This is a genomic window from Halalkalicoccus subterraneus (assembly GCF_003697815.1).
In the GTDB taxonomy this organism is placed as follows: Archaea; Halobacteriota; Halobacteria; order Halobacteriales; family Halalkalicoccaceae; genus Halalkalicoccus; species Halalkalicoccus subterraneus.
In genome coordinates, this window is the sequence record NZ_RDQG01000008.1 from 35,073 (window position 1) to 53,490 (window position 18,418).

Sequence of the window (18,418 nt, forward strand, 5' to 3'; positions counted from 1 at the left end):
GGATCGTGCATGGACGAATCCCTCATCGAGGACGATCTGGCTCTCCCGCGCAAGTCGATCCTGCCGGGCGCGGGCTTTTTCTACCCCGACGAGTTCGAGGAGGCCGCCGAGGACGCCGCCGCCGAGGAGGTGCTCGACGGCGTCGAGACCGCAGTCATCGCCGACCCCGACGCCGACGGGCTGGCCTGCGTCGCGATCCTTCGAGAAGTGTACGGCGCGGCCGCACTGCTCCCGACGAGCCCACACGAGATCGAGGATTCACTGGAGCGGGTCGCCGAGTACGCCGACGAGGGGGTCAGGCTGTTCGTCTGTGACCTCTGTCCGGACAAGTACGAGTACGTCGACGAGGAGCTCGACGCCGCGATCGACACCGCAAGCGACGTGCGCTGGTTCGACCACCACCAGTGGGGCGACGAGGTCGCAGAACAGGTCCGTGCGGCCGGTGCGGACCTCGTCGTCGGCGATAGCGACGAGGAGTGTACCGCCGACGTGGCGGTGCGCGCCCTCGATTCCGAGATCCCCCGCCACCTCGTCGAACTGGCGGCCGTCACGCGCGATCACGACCTCTGGCTTCGCGAGGACCCCCGCAGCGACGATCTGGCCGATTTCTCCTACTGGTCGGACCCCGAGGACTACGTGGAGATCGTCGCCGAACACGGGCCGGATCTGCCCGAAGACGTGCTCGACTTTCTCGCCGAGAAACGCGTCGAGAAGGAGGCGTTGATCGAACTGGCGGTCAAACGAAGCGAGCTGAAGGAGGTCGGCCCGTGGACCGTCGGCGTCACCTACGGGCGCTGCTCGCAGAACGAGGTCGCGGAAGCCATGCGCGAGCAGGGTGCCGACGCCTCGGTGATCGTCAAACCCGCGGGGTCGGCCTCCATTCGCGGCACGGAAGCGTTCCAGCGATGTCACGAGGTCGCGGGGCAGGTCAACGGCGGTGGTCACCCGAAGGCGGCGGGCTGCAAGCCCGACATCTACGAGGACATGCTGGATTACGCCCACCACTGGACGACCCGCGGCGCGACCACCAAACGGGTGATCCTCGACGCGTTTCTGAACCTCGAAGGCGACCACGGGACGGAAGCCGACGGGGAGTCACTCGAGGCGTGATCGGCCGGCCGCGAGCGCGCGCTCGATAGTGGATCCGGCGAGTGCCGGATACGGCGTCGGCGGATCGGGATCGGCCGGACGCTCGCAAAGGCGCTTTTCGTACCACCGGACGTCGTGCCAGGAACCGTTCTTGTAGCCGACGCCACGGTAGGTCCCGACGGGTTCGAACCCCGCCGACTCGTGAAAGCCCGTGCTCGCGGGATTCGGAAGTGCGATCCCCGCGTAGGCGGTGACGAACCCCTGTTCGCGAAGGAGCGCGAACAGCGCGCCATACAGCCCACGGGCGATCCCCCGGCGATGATGGGCCGGATCGACGTAGACCGAGACGTCGGCCGACCAGCGGTACGCCTCGCGATCACGATGGGCGCCGGCGGAGGCGTACCCGACGATCCCGTCGGCCTCGCAGACGAGCCACGGGTGGTGTTCGGTGGTGGTGGCGATCCGCGTGCCGATCTCCGCCTCGGCCGGCGGGTGGGTTTCGAAGGAGACGGCCGAGTCCTCGACGAACGGGGCGTAAATCCGGGCGATTTCGGGGGCGTCCTCGGCGGTCGCGGGCCGCAACGTCGTCGTCATACCGGTTCATCGAAACGGGGGAGCAAAAACGTCGTGCTTACTCCCGGCGGGCGAGCAGTCGGAGGACGATCTGGAGGACGTGGACGAACACACCCATCACGGCGATGTAGACCCCGATCCCGGCGAGCGCAGCCGGGAGGTCACGACGGGCGCGAACGCGCCAGATCTCCCAGCCGAGCCGAAAGAAAAAGCCCACGAAGACGAGGACGAACCCCACAAGCAGGAGGGTGGGGGCGACGAACGTACCGATGGCGATGGCTACGGTCCCGAGCAGGAAGGCGACCGTCGAGTACGTCGACCACCGGTCGAAGGACTTCGAGCGGGCGTAGACGTAGAGGGCGACGAGTAGGGTCAGCCCGCCGGTGACGGCACCGGTGATCGCGAGCGCGGGGACCCGCAGGTCGGGCGGCGCAAACGAGAGGACGCCCGCGCCGAAGGTGCCGAACGCACCCTGTAGGATCACCACCCCGACGAACGCCAGCGGGCCGTTCCCGGTCGTGACGCCGCGTTCCGCGACCCACTGGCCGACGAACAGCGCCACGCCGTAGACGAGCACGCCGAGGATCGGCGCCGAAAAGAGCGTCGCGTTTATCGCCGCGATCGACGTCGTCGCGAGGAGGGCCATCAGCGCGACGTTGATCACCACTAAGGCGGTTGCGATGAGGACGGCTTTCCACTCGCGCGTCGAGAGCAGCAGGCCGCGGCGGGTCTCAGCGCGCGTCTCGTGGGACATAGCAGTACTACCGGTCGGAGTCGAATAGGCCTCTCGGCCGAGCGCTCGTCGACGTCGACGGGCTACGCGAACGCGAGGCTTAACCGCCGACCCCCGTATCGCCGTGTATGCACCTCGACGCGATCGGTTCCGATAAGCCGATCATCGGTATGGTTCACCTCCCGGCACTACCCGGCGCGCCGGCGTACGACGGCGACTTCGAGGCGGTCCGCGAGGCCGCCGTGCGCGACGCGCGCCGGCTCGAATCGGGCGGCGTCGACGCCCTGATGGTCGAGAACTTCGGGGACGCACCCTTCTACCCCGAGGACGTCCCGAAACACGTGGTCGCGTCGATGACCCGGGTGGCAGGCGATCTCCGGGAGGCGGTCGACCTCCCGCTGGGGATCAACGTCCTGCGAAACGACGCCGCGGCCGCCCTCTCGGTCGCGAACGCGGCCGGCGCCGGGTTCGTCCGGGTGAACGTCCACGTCGGCGCGCGGGTGACCGATCAAGGGATCGTCGAGGGGCGGGCACACGAGACCATGCGCCTGCGCGAGCGTCTCGAAAGCGACGTCGCCGTCCTCGCCGATATCGACGTGAAACACTCCGCGCCGCTTGCCGAGCGCGCACCCGACGAGCCGGAAGGGGAGGAGGTGGCCGAAGCGATCGAGCGCGGGCTCGCCGAGGGGCTCGTCGTCAGCGGCGCCGGCACGGGCCACGCCGTCGCCGGCGATCACCTCTCGGCGACGGTCGCGGCCCGCGACGAGCGGGGGCTGGACGCGCCGGTGTTCGTCGGGAGCGGCGTCACCGCCGAAACGGTCGCCGAGGTGCTCGACGCCGCGGACGGGGCCATCGTCGGCACCGCGCTCAAGGAGGGCGGCGAGACGACCGCTCCCGTGGACGAGGAGCGAGTCAGGGAACTCGTGGCCGTCGCCGACGAGGCCCGCTGAGGTCTAACGGGAGTCCAGAAAGCTCCGGACGTCGGAGGCGCTCGCCAGGCCGCCGCGTGCCCCCTCCGCGGTACAGTTGCACGCCGCGGTCGCCGCGGCGAACCGCCCCGCCTCGGCCGCGGGTTGTCCCTCAAGCAGCCACGCGTGGATCAGCCCTGCGGTGAAGGCGTCGCCCGCACCGGTCGTGTCGACGACGTCGACCTCGAAGGCGTCGATCTCCGTTACCGCCGCCCCGTCGAACAGCAGGGCACCGTCCGCGCCGCGGGTGATCGCGGCCCGCCGGACGCCGCGTTCACGGAGCTCGCGGATCGACCCGCGCGGGCCGGCATCCAGATACGACCGGGCCGAGACCTCGTTCATCACGAGGAGGTCACAGTGCGCAGCGAGGTCGTCGATAGTCGCCGGCCGGGTCGCGCGGCCGTCGAGCTCCGACAGCGGCCCCGGGAGATCGCACACCAGCGGCGGTAACGTATGAGCGGCCGCGAGCTCGCGGGTCACCCGATCGGGGGCATACGCGCTGGTGAAGATCACGTCGGCCCGCCGGAGGTACTCGTAGTCGCCCTCGCGGAGCCGGAGGTTGGGGACGCTTTCGCCCCCTGCGACGATCATCCGCTCGCCGTCGGGATCGCGCAGGATCATCGAATAGGAGGTCGGTTCGTCGCCGCGGCGGACCCGGCTGGCGTCGACTCCACGCTCGCGGAGGTCCGCGAGCACCCGGTCGCCGTCGGCGTCGTCGCCGACGCGCGAGACCACGCCCGCGTCGCGACCCAGCCGCGCGAGCGCGCTCGCCACGTTCGCGGCGACGCCACCGAACGCGGTGGTCTCCCCGCGGACGAACGCGCCGCCGTCGGGCTCGGGGAGGTTCGACAGCGCGTAGAGCCGGTCCACGAGCGCGCTCCCGACCGCCACCACTTCGAGGTCGCTCATCGGGCTGATGGAGGGGGCCCGCCGATAAACGGGTTGCGAGGACGGATCAGGAACGGGCGCGGGACCGCCAGTAGCCGGGATTCGACGGGCTCAGCGCTCGCCGGCGACCCAGCGGTCGGAAAAAGCGGTGCCACAGCCACACTGGGCGTAGGCGTGGATCACGTCGCCCTCGGCGTAGATGCCGCCGACCTCCTCGTTTTCCGCCTCGGCGAAGGCGAACGTGAATCGGACGTCATCCGAACCGCAGGCCGGACACGCTCCCCTGGCGAGGTCGGCGTCGATCGCGCCCTCGGCGTCCATCGCCTCCTTCGCGAACGCCATCGCGTCCGTGCCGGCGACTTTTGAGAAGGCGTTACGCCCGCTCTCGCCGGGGACGACCAACACGATCCCGTCCCCCGCGTCCTCGCCGTACTCGGCGAGCTTGCCGAGATCGTCGACGACGTCCTCGGCGAGATGGATCGCGACGTCCTCGGGGCGCTCGCCCGCGAGGAACTCCTCGAGGCGGCTCATGAGTCCTCCAGATCGCGGGCGATGTTCGCGAGGCTCTCCTTGGGTTTCTCGACGGCCTCGTAGACGACCTCCTCGCCGGGTTTTCGCAGACCGTAGGCGAACTCGGGCTCGATGGTGTCGAGCAACACCGAGCCGCCGACCGGGCGGCCCGCTTCTTCGAGCCACTCCCCGAGGCGGTTCGTTCCCGAGCCCTCGCGGGCCATGTCGGGGCCGTCGTACGCGCCGCTTACGTGGGGACCGTCAGCGAACCCGCCCTCGACCTTCGCATGATAGGTCGTTCCGTCGATGACGAGGCGGACGACCTCACCCGCTGGCAGCGAGCCCTCGGGCAGGTCGATCCGTTTTCGGCGCGCGCCGTGACGGGCGACCGTGGCGCGCAGCGTCTCGACTGCCGGGTTCTCGCTCGAAATTCGGTCCATGGGAAGGGGGAGTTACTCGTCGTCGTCGTCGTCGTCTTCGTCGTCGCCGTCCTCGCTGAACAGGTCCTCGACGCTCTCGTCGCCGTAGGCGCTGATCTTGGCGTTGATCTGAACGACTTCCTCGCTGATCTCGCGCCCGCGGACGGTGACGCGCTTTCGCTCGCCGTCGCGCTGGGGCTTGTAGCCGGTGCCACCGGTGAGAAGCACCTGCTTGAGAGCGGGGCCCGAGACGTCCGAGCGAAGGGGACGGCCGGCGGTGTCCGAGCCGCCGGTGAGTTCGAGCGAGTAGTCGGAGAGGCCGACAGCGCCTCCGTCGACCTCGTCGCCGAGGTCCCGACCGAGGAACCGGTTCGCGTCTTGACCATCTACGTCGCGCTGGTAGGTCGCACCCGTTTCGGGGTCCGAGACGACGACCTTGAAGTCTGCCATGGCCGAAATCAGACGGGCGCGGGTAAAAAGGGTGTTGAACCGGCCGCGCACCCCGAGAACGGCTCGCGTATCGACGGGCACAAACCGCCCCAATTCCGAGGGAGGGTAATGGATATCGAGTTCCTCGGCGGAGCCGGGGAGATCGGCCGCAGCGCGGTCCTCGTCACCGGAGACGACGGGACGCTGCTGCTCGATTTCGGGATGAGCACCGACAACCCGCCGCGCCTACCCCTCGACTGTGACCCCGACGCCGTCGTCGTCTCACATGGCCACCTCGACCACGCCGGGGCGGTGCCCGCGCTGCTCTCGGGCGAAGCGCGCCCGCCGGTTCACTGGACGCCCCCCACACGGGAGCTCGCGACGACGCTCGCACGCGATACGCTGAAACTCCACGGAGGGAGCTACCGGTGTCCGTTCACCGAAACCGACGTCGCGCGGCTCACGCAGGTCTCACGGACCCACGGCTACCGCGAGCCATTCGAGGCCGCCGGCTTCGAGGTGACGCTGTACAACGCCGGTCACATCCCCGGCAGTGCCCATGTGATAGTGGACGAAGCGGGCCGGAGTCCCGCCAGCAGCCGGACGCAGTCCGGCGACAACGGGGGGACACGCCTGCTGTACACCGGCGATTTCCACGTCGACGAGCGGGAACCGTCGGCCGGGACGAGTGACCACGATGGCCCCTACGGACAGCGCCTCGTCGCGGGCTCGACCGCCCGGCCCGAGGCGGACCTCGTGATCTGTGAGAGCACCTACTCGGACGTGAGCCACGATCCGCGCGCCGAGGTCGAACGCCGGTTCGCAGAGAGCGTCAGAACCACGCTCTGGGAGGGCGGCGCCGTCGTCGTGCCCGCGTTCGCCATCGGGCGAACCCAGGAGCTGCTGCTGGTCTGTGCGGAGTACGACATTCCCTGTTACGTCGACGGGATGGGCAAAGGGGTGACGCGAATGCTTCGGCGCCATCCCGAGTTCGTCCGCGACCCCGAGGCGCTCAAACGCGCGACCTCCCACGCGCGGTTCGTCACCGGCCGGGACGGCCAGCGAAAGCGGATCGCCGAGCAGAACGCGGCGATCGTCACCACCAGCGGGATGCTTTCGGGGGGGCCGGCGATGACGTACATTCCAGAGATCCGGCGGAATCCGACCAACAAGATCGCGATGACGGGCTATCAGGTCGAGGGCACGCCCGGACGCGAACTGCTCGATACCGGGAGCGCCGAGATAGATAGACGGGTACTGCCCGTCGCGGCACGGGTCGAATCGTACGACTTCTCGGCGCATACGGATCGCGGGGGTCTGTTCGAGTTCCTCGCGAACTACGAGGACACCCCGATACTGGTGAACCACGGCGACCGCTGTGAGGCGTTCGCGGCGGAGCTTCGCGAGGAGGACTACGAGGCGAGCGCGCCCGAACTCGGCGAGACGATCAGAGCACCGTCGTCCACGCGAGCACGACGATGAAGACGCCGATCACGACCGCCGAGAGGACGTCCAGCGCGAACCCGCTCTCCCCGCGGATGTCGCGGGTCGTAAAGGCGAGCGCGAGCAGTCCCCCCACCGTCACGAGCAACACGAGCGCGACGTACACGAGATCGAGCAGTCCTGCCATGTTCGCGCTATCGACGGGCCGTCACTAAGCGTTTCGGGAGCACAACGGTAATGGCACCCCACGGAGTAGCCCGACCATGCGAATGGAACTGCGGGTGTGCAAACACTGCTTCAACGGCGAGCACGGCAACCCGTCGAAGACGGCCGTCACCCAGGACATGGTCGAGTGCGCCAAGCAGGTCCGCGAGTACAAGGACCTCATCGGCCTCGAGAGCCTGTACATCACGATGGTCGAGGAGGGAGATACGGGCGGCGCGGAGGCGCTTCCGGCCATCGTCGCGAGCATCGAGGGCAACCGGGTGAACCTCTCGGACACCCAACTCGTAATGGAGGACGCAGAGGGCAACATGCTCGTCTACCCCGAGCCCGAGGACATCCTCGAGGTCCTGACGCGTAACCTGGATCAGATCGACGGGCAGACCCGAAACGACGTGATGGTCGACCTCTCGGAGGACTCGACCGAACTGGTCGGTTAGGGACGATCACGGCGATCGGATTCTCCCATCCCAACCCCAGGGGCGGCGTTCGACGCGGAGGCCGGCGATCGGCCTTGCGAGCGCGGGGCGAGGGCCTTTACCTGCACCGCATATAGAACGGGTATGGAAACCAACGCTGGTGACGACGGCGGCGACCGGATCGACGAGGGAGTCGACTGGAACGACGACGAGCAGTTCGAGTGGAGCGTCGAGGACCTCCCGTTATCGGGCGACATAGATGCGACCCTCGAACGCATCGAGTGGGTAGGTGACCTGCTCGACGAGGCGATCCCGGTGCCGGGGACGGACTACCGCATCGGCCTCGATCCCCTCCTCGGGATCGTTCCCGTGGGCGGTGACGCCATCGCGACGGTGATCTCACTGTACATCATCGGGGAAGCCGCCCGCGTCGGCGTCTCGAAATCGACGCTCGGCCTCATGATCGGGCTGGTCGCCGTCGACGCCATCGTCGGTTCGATCCCGGTCATCGGGACGGTGTTCGACGCCGTCTGGAAGTCGAACAAGTGGAACGTCGAACTGCTCAAGCGGGAACTCGACGCCTAACGACGGACGGTACTCCCGTCTCACCGTCCGGTTTTTCGACGTCTCCTCGGTACGTCGAGAACACTCCTATAGAGTCGTGACGACGGTTGAAAGGGAAACGGGATTCAACGCGAGCGCGGTCAGTCGTCCGTCCTACCGCCGTCCGTCGCGGCCGTGCGAGCCTCCTGGCGGCGCTGGCGCATGTAGCGCGCCCGGAGGACGTTACCGTACATCGAGAGGAAGAGGCCGATGAAGAGGACGAGGACCCCGATGTTGATGCCGACGGTACGGAGGAGACTCCCCTCGCCGAAGACGATCGTCTGACTGATGGGGTAGCCGCCGTAGCTCATGCTCGCCAGCAGGATGCTCACGACCCCGATGATCGTGAGCACGCCCATGACGTTGGTCACCCAGCCCCAACTGGGTTTCAGCCGGAGGCGCTCGATGCCGGTCACCGACTCGGACTCGGCGTCGCCGTGATACTCGGGCGTGTCGGATTTCGGGAGAAAGGCCTTCATCTCGACGGGGTAGAACGCCGGATGGAAGCCGTGTTCGAAGGTGTGAAACATCACTCCCATCATCATGATCACGCCCAGCGCGCCGTGGAACGCGACGAACGCGATGACGACCGACTGTGAGTTGTAGAAGTCGATCAGCATCGTCTTCTGCCAGATGAGGAGCCCCGAAACCATCAACAACAGCAGTTCGACGGCGAAGATGGCGATCACACCCTTGCCCACGTAGGAGAGCAGCGGGATCTCGTCGGCCGAATAGCCCGCGAACTGTCGGGCGTTGGGGTGGCGTTCGTCGGCCATGCCGGCCGCGAACTTCATGTCCTGGACGAACGCGGCGACGTCGCCGGGGGTCGGCAACACTGCGGTGAGGCTGACCGAACCGCCCGCGCGCAGGAGCATGTAGAAGACCCAGAAGGCCGTCAGGAAGATCAGCGCGAAGCCCGCGACCCGGTGGACCGCGAGCACGCCCGTGTTGCCGCCCATGAGTTCGACGAGCCACCACAGTTCGTCGTTGAACGCGACGGCGTAACCCGTGAAGAAGAGCAGGAACACCGTCAGCGCGAGCAGCGAGTGAAACATCGTCGTCACGCGGGAGAACTTCCCGTGGTCGAGGGAGGTCATTCGGCGTCACCCCCACAGGTGGTGTCGCTCGCGGAGTCGGATCGCTCGCCCCCGTCCGTCGCGACCGCGTCGCTGTTTCGGCGCGGGGCTCCGTGCGGGCGCATGCGCGCGGCGAGCCGGCGGAAGGCGATCCAGTGCATGAAGATCATCACGAGGATGAACACGCCCATCAGCACGTCCGCGAAGTGGATCAGCGTGATCAGCCAGTCCAGGGCCGGCTTCGTGTTGCCCTGGATCCACCCCGCGCCGACGCCGCCGCCCTCGACGGTCGGGCGCACGCGCTGGAGCGCCTCGAACTGGATCGCCCGGACGCCGATCAGCCAGACCGATCCGACCGCGAGCGCCAGCGAGAGGACGGCGCTGATCCAGAAGGCCGCCCGATCCGAGAGCCCGCGGTTCCCGCCGTCGGACTCCGTACGCTCGTCGGCAACGTGATCGGAGTCGCCGCCGGTCTCGGGGTCCGTGTCGCTCATCTGTCGAACATCCCCGTGTCGTCGCCGAAGATGATCTCCATGGCGGTGTCGTTGAAGAACGCACCGCTGTCGCGTTTCTCCAACTCGTCCGCGATCTCGCCGGAGGAACCCACGAGGATGGCGTCGGTCGCACACTCCTCGGCGCAGGCGGGTCCCTTCCCGACGTCCTGGCGCTCCTCACAGCCCGTACACTTGTCCATCGTCCCCCCCGATCCGACGACCGCGGTCAGCCCCTCGTTCGATTCGGGGAACTGGGGCGCGCCGAACGGACAGGCCGAGAGACAGTACTGACAGCCGATACAGAGGTCGTCGACGACCTCGACGAAGCCGTTGTCCTTCTTCTGGAGGGCGTTGGTCGGACAGACCGACACGCAGGGGGCGTTCTCGCAGTGATAACACTGCATCGGGAGGCTCGTCTCGCCGGGGCTCATCCCCTCCTCGATCGCGCTGACCTGCTGACCGTTGAACCCGCTCTCGCCCTCGACGCCCTCGAGCATCGTCGTGATGTCGATACGCTGGTCGTCGACCGGGACGTCCCAGGTACGCTTGCAGGCGACCACGCAGCCGCCACAGTCGATACACGCCTCGACGTCGGGGAAGATCCGCATCCCCTCGCCGGTACTCATGACGCCCTGACCGAGTCGCTCTTGGGTCGATTCGTTCGCTGACATTCTAGTCGTCCCCCGTCTGTGGTTGCATGCTCTGGTTTCTGACGTCCCACTCGTAGGAGTCGCCGAGTCCGGCCTCCTCCTGTGGGTAGTCGATGACCTCCATGTTCAGTTCCTCGATGCGCTGTTCGGTCGCCTTCTCGACCCGGACGAGTCCCGCCTTGGTCTCCTGCATCTGCGTCTCGGCGTCGAACCCACTGGAGGTGACGAAGTTCGCGCTGTCGCCGATCGCGAGCGGCTTCGATCCCTCGGGGTACTTGTCGCTCATGTTCTGCCCGTGGGCGATCCCGCCCCAGTGATACGGCAGGAAGACCTCGTTACCGCCCTGTGGGCGGTAGGTGACCTTCGCTTTCACGAGAATCGAGCCCTTGTCGGCGTCGGCGGAGGTGATGATGACGTGGTCCTCGCCGCCGACCAGATCGAGGTCCTCGGCCATGTCGGGGTGGATCTCCGCGTACATGTGGGGCTGGAGGTCGGCCGTATAGGGGTTGTTCCGCGTCTCGGCGCCCCCGCCCTGATGTTCGACCTGTCGCCCCGATGTGAGGATCGTGTCGATCCCCTGGTCGTAGGCGCGCTGGGTCGCCTCCTGCTGGGTCGCGGCGTTGTTCTGATCGAGCCGGAAGAAGTTGGTCTGCTGGCCGTTTGCGGGCCACTGCTCGGCCAGATCGGGCCGCGGGCTCTGGATCGGTTCGCGGTGTTTCGGGACCGTATCGATGAAGTTCCAGACGACCGCCCGTGCCCGGCCGCGTCCGGTCGGCGGGTCAGGTTGGGCGTTGTCGTACTGCTCGTAGAACGCCAAGTTGTGGTCGTGGTCCCGCTGTTCGTTCAGCGCGGCCGCACAGTCGTAGATCGAGACGTCCTCGCGCAGCGCGTATTCCATCGGAATCGTCAACGAGGAGGCATCGGCCGGGTCCTCCGGCAGCGTCGTCGTGAAGCCCGGATACTGCGGGACACCGATGACCTCGCCGTCGAACCAATCGGGCTGATAGGACTCGCGAAGCATGTCCAGGCCCGCCTCGCCCTCCTGCTCGTAGGTCTCGGCGAGCGGGTACTCCTTGTCGACGCCCGTCGCCTCCCACTCCTCGGGCGTCGGGGCGTCGATACCCCAGTTCGCGCGGAAGTCGTGACCACCCTCGGCCGGATGGACGTCGTCGCGCCAGATGATCGGCGTCCCGGGATGCTCGTCGCCCCAACAGGGCCACGGCAGCCCCCAGAACTCGCCGCTGACCGGCAGTCCCTCGCTGTCGGCCCGCAGCGTCTCGGTGCTGAAGGCGTCGTCGTGTTCCTTCTGGCGCTGGAGGCGTTCGGGACTCTGCTGGTAGCCGACCGTGCGCACCCCGAGGTTGATCTCCCGCAGCACGTCCTCGTAGGTGCTCTTACCGTTGTAGAGTTCGGGACCGCTCCCCCAGTCGAAGTGCTCGCCGAAGCCGAAGCGTCCGGCCAGTTCCTGCATGATCTGCAGGTCGGGCTTGGAGGCGTGGGCCGGCGAGGCGACGGGTTCGCTCCACTGGACGGAGCGATGGGAGTTGGTCACCGAGCGGTGGTGCTCGTACTGGCTCGATACCGGCAGCAACAGGACGTTGTCGGCGTCGGCGTCCTCAAGCGTGCCGGCGACGGCGGGGAAGAGGTCGACGACCACCAGCAGGTCGAGCGCCTCCATCGCCTTCTTCATCTTGTCCATCTCGGTGATGGAGTTGGCCGAGTGGCCCCAGAAGAAGGCCATCTTCAACGGGTCGGGCTGGTAGAGGGTCGACTCGTGGAGCCGGTCCTCCTGCTGGAGGGCGGCCTCGTACCAGCGGGCGACCGACAGCCCGTCCTGGAGCATCATCGTCCGCGGGTCGATCTGGCGTTGAGAGCCGCCGTCCTCGGAGCTGCCCTGATCGGCGCCGCCGTCCCCACCCGACCCCCCTTGGGCAGCGGGATCGCCCGTCTGCGAGTCGGCCTCGGTTGGGGACTGGGAGTTCGGACCCGCGCCGGTGTCCTCGGCCTGCGAGACGTCCTCGACGGCGTCGCTCTGTTCGGTCTCCGCCGATTGGAGTTCGCTTGCGGCGGGCGGGCCGCCACCGCCCGCGGAGAGCTGCTGCCAGATGTCGTCAGGCATCGTCGCGAAACGGTCGTGAAGGTCCCAGAAATCCGTCGAGCCGCTCGTCCACGGGCTCCGGTTCCAGACGTTCGTCCAGTGGACCCACGAGCCGGCCGCCGACACGGAGTAGTAGCCCGGTAGGATGGTGCTGTCGACGCCCAGATCGGTCGCACCCTGGACGTTGGCGTGTCCACGCATCACCTGCAGGCCGCCGCCGCTGCGGGCGGCGCTGCCCGAGGCAAGCGAGTGCAGCGCGTACGAGCGGATGTTCTGGGTACCGTTGTTGTGCTGGGTGCCGCCCATCGCCCACTCGATCTGGATGTTGGGCTTGTTCTCGATGATCAGGTCGCCGAGCTCTTGGAGCTGCTCGACGTCGATCCAGGTGATGTCGGCGACCGTCTCGAGGTCGTACTGTTCGAGTTCGGCCTCGGCGTCGGGCCAGCCGTTGACCCGTTCGGAGAGCATCTCGTCGTCGAGTTCGCCCTGCTGCTCGAGGTAGTTCATCAGCCCCATCAGCAGCGCCACGTCGGTACCCGGACGCATCCGGTAGTAGTTGTCGGCGTGCGAGGAGGTCTTCGTGTATCGGGGGTCGATCGAGACGACGGTCCCGTCCCTCGCTTGCCCCTCGAGGATGTGCTGCATCGCGATCGGGTGGGACTCGGCGGGGTTCTGCCCGCAGATGATGAGCAGATCGAAATTCCGGTAGTCGTTGATCGTGTTGGTCATCGCCCCGTAGCCCCACGTGTTCGAAAGGCCCGTGACGGTCGGGGAGTGACAGATCCGCGCCTGGTGATCGCAGTTGTTCGTCCCCATGAAGGCCGAGAGCTTCCGGAAGGCGTAGGCCTCCTCGTTTGCGTGGTGGGCGCTTCCCATCATCATGACGCTCTCGGGGGTGTACTCCTCGATGATCTCGGCGTACTTCTCTTCGATGATGTCGTAGGCCTCGCTCCACGAGATCGTCTCCCACCCGCCGTCGACCCGGTGCATCGGCCGTTTCAACCGACGATCCGAGTGCTCGGTCTCGAGGATCCCCGCGCCCTTCGAACAGAGCGAACCGTTGTTGATCGGGTTCTCGTGCCACGGCTCCATACCGACGAAGGAATCACCCTCGGTGACGCCGCGAAAGCCACAGCCGACCGCACAGTAGTTACAGATCGTCTTGGTCATCTCGCCGTCCGGGGTGGTACCTTCGTCCTCGTCGTCGTTCTGGGCGAGGGTCTGCCCCGCCGCGCCGCCGCCGAGCGCGACCGCGCCCGCGAGCGCGCTCGCCTTCAGGAACGACCGCCGGTCGAGATCCAGAGAGACGGGCTCCGCACTCATCCGCTCGCCTCACCCCGTGGCGAACGGCTCACGGCCCGCTCGGTCTGATAGATCGTGATAGTTCTACGCATGCTACAGTCCTACTGAACAGACGACAATTAACGTTGTGCTTTCTGTGAAAAAACAGGCCAGGGCGTCGTGTTTCGTGCGGGCGCAAGACCTTTCCGCACCCCTCACTACCCACCGCCAATGAAGACCGGTGCGTTCGTCTGCTCGTGTGCTGGTACCTGCGAGGTCGATCTCGAGGACGCCCGCGAGGGGATCGAGGGGGTCGACGTCGCCGCCAGCTCCGAGCTGCTCTGTGGGGAGAAAAAGGGGCTGCCGGCGATGGAGCAGGTCATCGAGGAATACGAACTCGACCAGCTTCTCGTGACCTGTCCCGAACCGGGAGTCCAGGATAAACTCGGCGGCGTCGCGGAGGACCACGGCCTCCATCCCGAGGCGGTCTCTTTCGTCGACCAGCGCGAGGCTGCGGGCTGGGTCCATCCCGAGGAAGAGGCGACCGACAAGACCTCGAGAATGGTCAACGCCCGTCGGGCGGGCCTCGAGGAGGAGGCGATCGCGCGCTCGATCTCGCGCGAAGCCGGCGAGCGCGTCGCGGTCGTCGGCGACGCGGAGGCCGCCGCCACTCTCTCGGAAGACGCCGAGGTGACGCTGATCGCCGACGGAAAGGAGTTCGCCGGCGTCGACGGGTTGGAGGACGTGACCATCGAGCGCGGGCGGGTCACGGGCGTCGCCGGCGAGTTCGGCGACTTCTCGGTCGGGCTCGAAGCCCGCGTGAGCGACGAGTGCATCTCGTGTATGAAGTGCGTCCACGAGGGTCCCGATGGACTGGTTACACGCCGGCCGGTCGACATCGCGCCCGATGCACCCGAGGGCGAATGGACCGACGTCTGCCCGACCGACGCCATTGAGATGGACGGCGTCAAAAGGGATTTGGAGGTCGACCAGGTGGTCCACCCGGGCGGTGATTCGAAGGCACGCGGCGGGCGTATCGGCTACTACACCGACGCGGGGCCGGCGACGATGGCCGCCGCAGAGAGCCTTCTCGGAGGGATCGAAAAGCCCGACTTCCTCGACTTCGAGATGGACGTCTGCGCCTCCGGCGAGTCGAACCAGGAGGGCTGTCGGGCCTGCTACGACGCCTGCCCGCACGATGCGGTCGCGAAACCCCGCCCCGACGAGGTCGACATCGACCCGATCGCCTGTCAGAACTGCGGGGCCTGCACCAGCGCCTGCCCGACCGGCGCGGTGAGCCTGCGCGAACCGTCGAACGAGCGCATCGCCCGCGAGGTCGAGGCGCTGCTCGGAACCGGCGCCGACCAGGGCGGCTGGTTGTCGAGAGCGTCCGGCATCGAGAAACCCATAATCGCCTTCACCTGCGGCGAGCGCGCCGACGACGCCCTGAGCGAGTTCGGTAAACGCGCCGCTTCCGGGGAGGAAATCGAGTACCCGCCGATCCTGCCCGTCTCGGTGAACTGTGCCGACACCGTCGGCGAATCCCACGTCGCCCACGCGCTGGCCTGCGGCGCGGCCGGCGTCGCGATACTGGGCTGTGGCTGTGACTGTCGTCACTCGGGGGCCGACCCGAAAGAGGAACTCGTCGAGCGGCTCAACCAAGCCACGCGGGACATGGGGCTCGGCGAACGGGTGGGCTTCTTCGCGCCCGAAGCCGGCGAGCCCGGAGGATTCGTCGAGTCGCTGTCGGCGTTCGAGGAATCGTTAGAGCCCTCGCCGGTCCCGGAGGGCGACCACCGCGCCGACGGAACGTTGCTCCACAGCGACCACGAAAATCAGGAGTTCTATAACCACGGCTGGACCCTCGAGAGCGTCCGGGCGATCCTCGAACACGTCGAACCCGATCGGGAGGTGATCCGCGGCCTTTCGGACTTCGGCCGGATGGAGGTCTCGGATGCCTGTACGCTGACCCCCACCTGCTCGAACCTCTGTCCGACCGACGCGATCAGGAGGACCGAGTGGGGTCTGGAGTTCAACCACGAGAAATGCGTCAACTGCGGGCTCTGTGAGGAGGGGTGTCCCGAGAGCGCGATCACGATGAGGGATGGGTTAGACCTCTCGCTGCTGCCGGAGAACCGCGCCGAGGAAACCGAGGAAGGCGAGGATCCCGCCTGGACGCAGACGTTCGAGGGCGAGATGCTCGAGTGTGCCCGGTGTGGCGACCCGTTCACGAGCGAGCGCTCGGCCGCGAAGATCGAGGAGGAGGTCGGCGATCTGGTTGCCGGACTGGCCCCGAGCGCCGAGGAGAGCGTCTTCAACTACTGCCCGGACTGCCGGGCGTACCTGCTCTACGACCGGGGGAACTGAGATGAGCGACGAGGAGATCTACGCCGCCCGACTCGAACTGGTCGACTTCCTGATCGAGGCGCTGTGGGACGCGCCGAGCGAGGAGTTCGTCGGAACCCTGCTGTCGGGCGAGATCCGAACCCCCGAGAGCGTCGACGAGGACCTCGATACGGGCTTCGAGGAGCTGCGGACCTTCGTCGAGGAAAACGAGGGGCGCGACGTAGCGGCGGTCCAGCGGGAGTTGAACCGCGAGTACACCCGCGTGTTCGTTGGCCCCCGACCCCCGGTGATGGCCCACGAGAGCTACTACCGCGAGGACATGGACTTCTTGGGGACTGGCAAGGCCGAGGTCGAGGCGAGTTACGGCGCCGCGGGCTGGACCCCATCCGAGGACTACCCCGAGGAGGGCGACTTCGTCGCCGTCGAACTCGCCTTTCTCAGACATTTAATCGAGCGCCAGCGCAGGGGCGCCGAGGAGGCGTTCGGCTACGAGCGGGTCTTCGTCGAGGAACACATGACCCACTGGATCGACGACTGCGCGGACGACATCATCGAGTACGCCGACGGCGCGTTCTACGAGGCGGTCGGTCACCTCCTCGCGGGCGTCGTCGAGTTCGAGGCCGAACTCGCCGGCCAGATGGCCTGAAGGCACAACGTTTTTGCGCGAGACACGCCCTGAACGAAATATGGCGCTCAAGACCGCGCTCGAGCACAACCCCGTGCTCACGGTCGCGTTCCTGCTCTTCGGCGGGTGGCTCGCGATCACGACGCTGAACGTCGCCTCGAGCATGGGACCCGTGATGGGTGCCGACTGGATCGGTCACTCGGGGCCCGGTGGAGTCGTGGGACTGGCCGTGATGATCGCCCTCGGGGTCCTGCTGGTCTACGTCTACGCCGAACTCGCCGAATCGGACCCCGCACCCGATAGCTTCCCGCCCGAACGCTGATGGCCGGAACCAGCGAGCCGATCGAGATCGAACCGAGCGAGCGCTTTCTCGCGGCCGCCGGCGAGTGGGGAGAGCGCCGAATGCTCGACGACGAGGAGGCGATCCGCGCGAAGGCAGAACAGGCGCTCTTGGAGATCGAACACCTCGTGTCGGGTGCCACCGAAGTCGAATTCGACGTCGAGGACGGAGTCGTGCGGTACGAACCGAGCGAGGAACTGGCGACGTTCCTCGACGAACAGGCGGCTCTCGCCGGAATCGAACGCGGACTGGTCCTCGAACTGTACGTGAACCTCTTCTCGCGGGTCTTCCTCGAGGAGTAGGGCCAGGGACAGGGTATAAGCCGATCGAGCGGCACTGTCGAGATATGACACACGAGATCGAGAAGACCGACCTGCGGACCCGCCCGACGATCGAGGAGATCGACGGCCACGAGACGTGGTCGCACACCGGCCCACACGTGATCAACACCGGCGTCGTCGACGGCGACGTCTCCTTCGACCTCGATCCCGAGGACCGCGAGGACGGAAACGAGGACTAATCGAGCTCCCACCCGGCCTTTTCGGCGGCCGTTTCGATGGGAACGAACTCCCAACCCGCCTCCTCTGCGATCCACTCCTCTCCTTTGCAGCCCAGCAGGGCCATTCGCTCGGCGAAGAACATCGACATCTCGGTGATCTCCGCGAGTCGTTCACTTGGCCCAGTACCGGTGCCGTTGAAGAAGTCCGCGTCGATCCCCTTGGAGCGCTGGAAGGTGGTAATGACGTGGGCGTCGACCTCGCCGACGATGCCGATCCAGTCGGCAAAGGTCGCGCCCGCGAGGACGGACGCCGGGTCCGCGAGGCGTTTCGCCGCCTCGTAGGTGACCGCCATCGTCATCTCGTCGGCCCCGCCACCGTGGGGGCCCGAGGCGTCCTCGGGGACCCCGCCCTCGCGGTCGCGCTCGGCGGCCGCCTCGCGCGCGGAGGTACCACCCGCCCCGCCCTGCTCCTCGGGGAGGCCGACCGGTTTGTCCCGGTTCTCGTGGGGAACGTGGGGCGTCGACGCGTCGGCGGGGTCCGGCTCCGAAACGGCCTCGCGCGCCGATCCGGTTGGAGGGCCGGAATCGCTTCCCGATTCGGAGACGGACCCCGACGCGGCGGAATCGCTCTCGGTCGCCACACCTTCCTCGTCGGGGTCGCCCTCACCGCGCCAGAACCAGTCGCCGCGGTTGGGCTGGGGTTCCTCGTCGGG

22 protein-coding genes are annotated in these 18,418 nt (G+C 67.4%); 10 read left to right on the plus strand and 12 right to left on the minus strand.

All coding sequences use genetic code 11. The features are described from left to right. Nucleotides 1-9 precede the first annotated feature (9 nt). A complete protein-coding gene (locus EAO80_RS02430) occupies nt 10-1,110 on the plus strand; it encodes a DHH family phosphoesterase (protein WP_122088350.1) in 1,101 nt (366 codons plus the stop codon). On the opposite strand, the gene EAO80_RS02435 is transcribed toward EAO80_RS02430, so the two are convergent. Together EAO80_RS02435 and EAO80_RS02440 are read right to left on the minus strand one after the other, a co-directional pair. Continuing rightward, on the minus strand, nt 1,096-1,683 hold the full coding sequence (locus EAO80_RS02435; protein WP_122088351.1) for a GNAT family N-acetyltransferase: 588 nt from the start codon (nt 1,681-1,683) through the stop codon (nt 1,096-1,098). The two genes, EAO80_RS02430 and EAO80_RS02435, sit on opposite strands and share 15 nt — an antisense overlap. Nucleotides 1,684-1,720: 37 nt before the next feature. Continuing rightward, the gene (locus tag EAO80_RS02440; protein WP_122088352.1) at nt 1,721-2,416 is read right to left on the minus strand and encodes a hypothetical protein; all 696 of its coding nucleotides are present in this window, start codon (nt 2,414-2,416) and stop codon (nt 1,721-1,723) included. A 107-nt stretch (nt 2,417-2,523) separates the two neighbouring features. On the opposite strand from EAO80_RS02440, the gene EAO80_RS02445 reads away from it, so the two are divergent. Continuing rightward, nucleotides 2,524-3,345 carry a BtpA/SgcQ family protein gene (locus EAO80_RS02445; protein WP_122088353.1) on the plus strand — a complete coding sequence of 274 codons (822 nt, stop codon included), beginning with the start codon at nt 2,524-2,526 and terminating at the stop codon, nt 3,343-3,345. Between the two features lie 3 nt (nt 3,346-3,348). Here the strand turns inward: EAO80_RS02445 and EAO80_RS02450 are convergent, their stop codons facing one another. From EAO80_RS02450 to EAO80_RS02465, 4 genes are all read right to left on the minus strand, one after another. Beyond that, nucleotides 3,349-4,272: a carbohydrate kinase family protein gene (locus EAO80_RS02450; protein WP_122088354.1), complete on the minus strand. Its 924-nt coding sequence runs from the start codon at nt 4,270-4,272 to the stop codon at nt 3,349-3,351. 90 nt (nt 4,273-4,362) lie between these two features. Beyond that, entirely contained in the window at nt 4,363-4,782 is a 420-nt protein-coding gene (locus tag EAO80_RS02455; RefSeq protein ID WP_122088355.1) for a DUF5807 family protein, read from the minus strand. Further along, nucleotides 4,779-5,201 (minus strand): DUF7112 family protein, encoded by a 423-nt coding sequence (locus EAO80_RS02460; RefSeq protein ID WP_122088356.1) that lies wholly within the window; start codon nt 5,199-5,201, stop codon nt 4,779-4,781. The genes EAO80_RS02455 and EAO80_RS02460 overlap by 4 nt, the downstream gene beginning before the upstream one ends. A 12-nt stretch (nt 5,202-5,213) precedes the next feature. Next, nucleotides 5,214-5,630 carry a 30S ribosomal protein S6e gene (locus EAO80_RS02465; protein WP_122088370.1) on the minus strand — a complete coding sequence of 139 codons (417 nt, stop codon included), beginning with the start codon at nt 5,628-5,630 and terminating at the stop codon, nt 5,214-5,216. Between the two features lie 108 nt (nt 5,631-5,738). On the opposite strand from EAO80_RS02465, the gene EAO80_RS02470 reads away from it, so the two are divergent. Further along, a complete protein-coding gene (locus EAO80_RS02470; protein WP_122088357.1) occupies nt 5,739-7,091 on the plus strand; it encodes an MBL fold metallo-hydrolase in 1,353 nt (450 codons plus the stop codon). Here the strand turns inward: EAO80_RS02470 and EAO80_RS02475 are convergent. Continuing rightward, a complete protein-coding gene (locus EAO80_RS02475) occupies nt 7,057-7,239 on the minus strand; it encodes a hypothetical protein (protein WP_122088358.1) in 183 nt (60 codons plus the stop codon). The two genes, EAO80_RS02470 and EAO80_RS02475, sit on opposite strands and share 35 nt — an antisense overlap. 76 nt (nt 7,240-7,315) lie before the next feature. Here EAO80_RS02475 and EAO80_RS02480 point away from each other — a divergent pair, with 76 nt between their 5' ends. After that, on the plus strand, nt 7,316-7,714 hold the full coding sequence (locus EAO80_RS02480; protein ID WP_122088359.1) for a hypothetical protein: 399 nt from the start codon (nt 7,316-7,318) through the stop codon (nt 7,712-7,714). Between the two features lie 123 nt (nt 7,715-7,837). Then, on the plus strand, nt 7,838-8,278 hold the full coding sequence (locus EAO80_RS02485) for a DUF4112 domain-containing protein (protein WP_122088360.1): 441 nt from the start codon (nt 7,838-7,840) through the stop codon (nt 8,276-8,278). 119 nt (nt 8,279-8,397) lie between these two features. Here the strand turns inward: EAO80_RS02485 and EAO80_RS02490 are convergent, their stop codons facing one another. Genes EAO80_RS02490 through EAO80_RS02505 form a run of 4 tightly spaced genes read right to left on the minus strand, consistent with a single transcriptional unit; the run spans nt 8,398 to nt 13,937 of the window. After that, nucleotides 8,398-9,393 (minus strand): cytochrome b/b6 domain-containing protein, encoded by a 996-nt coding sequence (locus EAO80_RS02490; protein WP_122088361.1) that lies wholly within the window; start codon nt 9,391-9,393, stop codon nt 8,398-8,400. Continuing rightward, the gene (locus EAO80_RS02495) at nt 9,390-9,866 is read right to left on the minus strand and encodes a hypothetical protein (protein WP_122088362.1); all 477 of its coding nucleotides are present in this window, start codon (nt 9,864-9,866) and stop codon (nt 9,390-9,392) included. The genes EAO80_RS02490 and EAO80_RS02495 overlap by 4 nt, the downstream gene beginning before the upstream one ends. Then, nucleotides 9,863-10,537 carry a 4Fe-4S dicluster domain-containing protein gene (locus EAO80_RS02500; RefSeq protein WP_122088363.1) on the minus strand — a complete coding sequence of 225 codons (675 nt, stop codon included), beginning with the start codon at nt 10,535-10,537 and terminating at the stop codon, nt 9,863-9,865. The genes EAO80_RS02495 and EAO80_RS02500 overlap by 4 nt, the downstream gene beginning before the upstream one ends. A gap of 1 nt (nt 10,538) precedes the next feature. Then, nucleotides 10,539-13,937: a formate dehydrogenase subunit alpha gene (locus tag EAO80_RS02505; RefSeq protein WP_122088364.1), complete on the minus strand. Its 3,399-nt coding sequence runs from the start codon at nt 13,935-13,937 to the stop codon at nt 10,539-10,541. Nucleotides 13,938-14,126: 189 nt separating this feature from the next. Between EAO80_RS02505 and EAO80_RS02510 the strand changes: the two genes are divergently transcribed. From EAO80_RS02510 to EAO80_RS19370, 5 genes are read left to right on the plus strand one after another with little or no spacing between them, the layout of a single operon-like run. Then, on the plus strand, nt 14,127-16,262 hold the full coding sequence (locus EAO80_RS02510) for a 4Fe-4S binding protein (protein WP_122088365.1): 2,136 nt from the start codon (nt 14,127-14,129) through the stop codon (nt 16,260-16,262). A 1-nt stretch (nt 16,263) separates the two neighbouring features. After that, nucleotides 16,264-16,887 carry a TorD/DmsD family molecular chaperone gene (locus EAO80_RS02515; protein WP_122088366.1) on the plus strand — a complete coding sequence of 208 codons (624 nt, stop codon included), beginning with the start codon at nt 16,264-16,266 and terminating at the stop codon, nt 16,885-16,887. Between the two features lie 40 nt (nt 16,888-16,927). Beyond that, nucleotides 16,928-17,188, plus strand: a complete 261-nt coding sequence (locus tag EAO80_RS02520) for a hypothetical protein (protein ID WP_122088367.1) — start codon at nt 16,928-16,930, stop codon at nt 17,186-17,188. Beyond that, nucleotides 17,188-17,508, plus strand: coding sequence for a hypothetical protein (locus EAO80_RS02525; protein WP_122088368.1), 321 nt, complete (start codon nt 17,188-17,190; stop codon nt 17,506-17,508). Before EAO80_RS02520 ends, EAO80_RS02525 begins: the two co-directional genes overlap by 1 nt. A gap of 44 nt (nt 17,509-17,552) precedes the next feature. Then, the gene (locus tag EAO80_RS19370) at nt 17,553-17,726 is read left to right on the plus strand and encodes a hypothetical protein (RefSeq protein ID WP_162993840.1); all 174 of its coding nucleotides are present in this window, start codon (nt 17,553-17,555) and stop codon (nt 17,724-17,726) included. On the opposite strand, the gene EAO80_RS02530 is transcribed toward EAO80_RS19370, so the two are convergent. Further along, nucleotides 17,723-18,418 (minus strand): DUF7124 domain-containing protein (locus EAO80_RS02530; protein WP_122088369.1); only part of this gene is annotated, 696 nt, incomplete at its 5' end. The genes EAO80_RS19370 and EAO80_RS02530 overlap by 4 nt on opposite strands.

Excerpts from the sequence above, each read along its gene's own strand:
- EAO80_RS02465 (WP_122088370.1), bottom strand. The coding sequence starts at position 5,630 with ATGGCAGACTTCAAGGTCGTCGTCTCGGACCCCGAAACGGGTGCGACC.
- EAO80_RS02500 (WP_122088363.1), bottom strand. The coding sequence starts at position 10,537 with ATGTCAGCGAACGAATCGACCCAAGAGCGACTCGGTCAGGGCGTCATG.
- EAO80_RS02495 (WP_122088362.1), bottom strand. The coding sequence starts at position 9,866 with ATGAGCGACACGGACCCCGAGACCGGCGGCGACTCCGATCACGTTGCC.
- EAO80_RS02520 (WP_122088367.1), top strand. The coding sequence starts at position 16,928 with ATGGCGCTCAAGACCGCGCTCGAGCACAACCCCGTGCTCACGGTCGCG.
- EAO80_RS02515 (WP_122088366.1), top strand. The coding sequence starts at position 16,264 with ATGAGCGACGAGGAGATCTACGCCGCCCGACTCGAACTGGTCGACTTC.
- EAO80_RS02485 (WP_122088360.1), top strand. The coding sequence starts at position 7,838 with ATGGAAACCAACGCTGGTGACGACGGCGGCGACCGGATCGACGAGGGA.
- EAO80_RS02510 (WP_122088365.1), top strand. The coding sequence starts at position 14,127 with ATGAAGACCGGTGCGTTCGTCTGCTCGTGTGCTGGTACCTGCGAGGTC.
- EAO80_RS02475 (WP_122088358.1), bottom strand. The coding sequence starts at position 7,239 with ATGGCAGGACTGCTCGATCTCGTGTACGTCGCGCTCGTGTTGCTCGTG.
- EAO80_RS02435 (WP_122088351.1), bottom strand. The coding sequence starts at position 1,683 with ATGACGACGACGTTGCGGCCCGCGACCGCCGAGGACGCCCCCGAAATC.
- EAO80_RS02430 (WP_122088350.1), top strand. The coding sequence starts at position 10 with ATGGACGAATCCCTCATCGAGGACGATCTGGCTCTCCCGCGCAAGTCG.
- EAO80_RS19370 (WP_162993840.1), top strand. The coding sequence starts at position 17,553 with ATGACACACGAGATCGAGAAGACCGACCTGCGGACCCGCCCGACGATC.
- EAO80_RS02480 (WP_122088359.1), top strand. The coding sequence starts at position 7,316 with ATGCGAATGGAACTGCGGGTGTGCAAACACTGCTTCAACGGCGAGCAC.
- EAO80_RS02455 (WP_122088355.1), bottom strand. The coding sequence starts at position 4,782 with ATGAGCCGCCTCGAGGAGTTCCTCGCGGGCGAGCGCCCCGAGGACGTC.
- EAO80_RS02460 (WP_122088356.1), bottom strand. The coding sequence starts at position 5,201 with ATGGACCGAATTTCGAGCGAGAACCCGGCAGTCGAGACGCTGCGCGCC.
- EAO80_RS02490 (WP_122088361.1), bottom strand. The coding sequence starts at position 9,393 with ATGACCTCCCTCGACCACGGGAAGTTCTCCCGCGTGACGACGATGTTT.
- EAO80_RS02505 (WP_122088364.1), bottom strand. The coding sequence starts at position 13,937 with ATGAGTGCGGAGCCCGTCTCTCTGGATCTCGACCGGCGGTCGTTCCTG.
- EAO80_RS02440 (WP_122088352.1), bottom strand. The coding sequence starts at position 2,416 with ATGTCCCACGAGACGCGCGCTGAGACCCGCCGCGGCCTGCTGCTCTCG.
- EAO80_RS02470 (WP_122088357.1), top strand. The coding sequence starts at position 5,739 with ATGGATATCGAGTTCCTCGGCGGAGCCGGGGAGATCGGCCGCAGCGCG.
- EAO80_RS02445 (WP_122088353.1), top strand. The coding sequence starts at position 2,524 with ATGCACCTCGACGCGATCGGTTCCGATAAGCCGATCATCGGTATGGTT.
- EAO80_RS02450 (WP_122088354.1), bottom strand. The coding sequence starts at position 4,272 with ATGAGCGACCTCGAAGTGGTGGCGGTCGGGAGCGCGCTCGTGGACCGG.
- EAO80_RS02525 (WP_122088368.1), top strand. The coding sequence starts at position 17,188 with ATGGCCGGAACCAGCGAGCCGATCGAGATCGAACCGAGCGAGCGCTTT.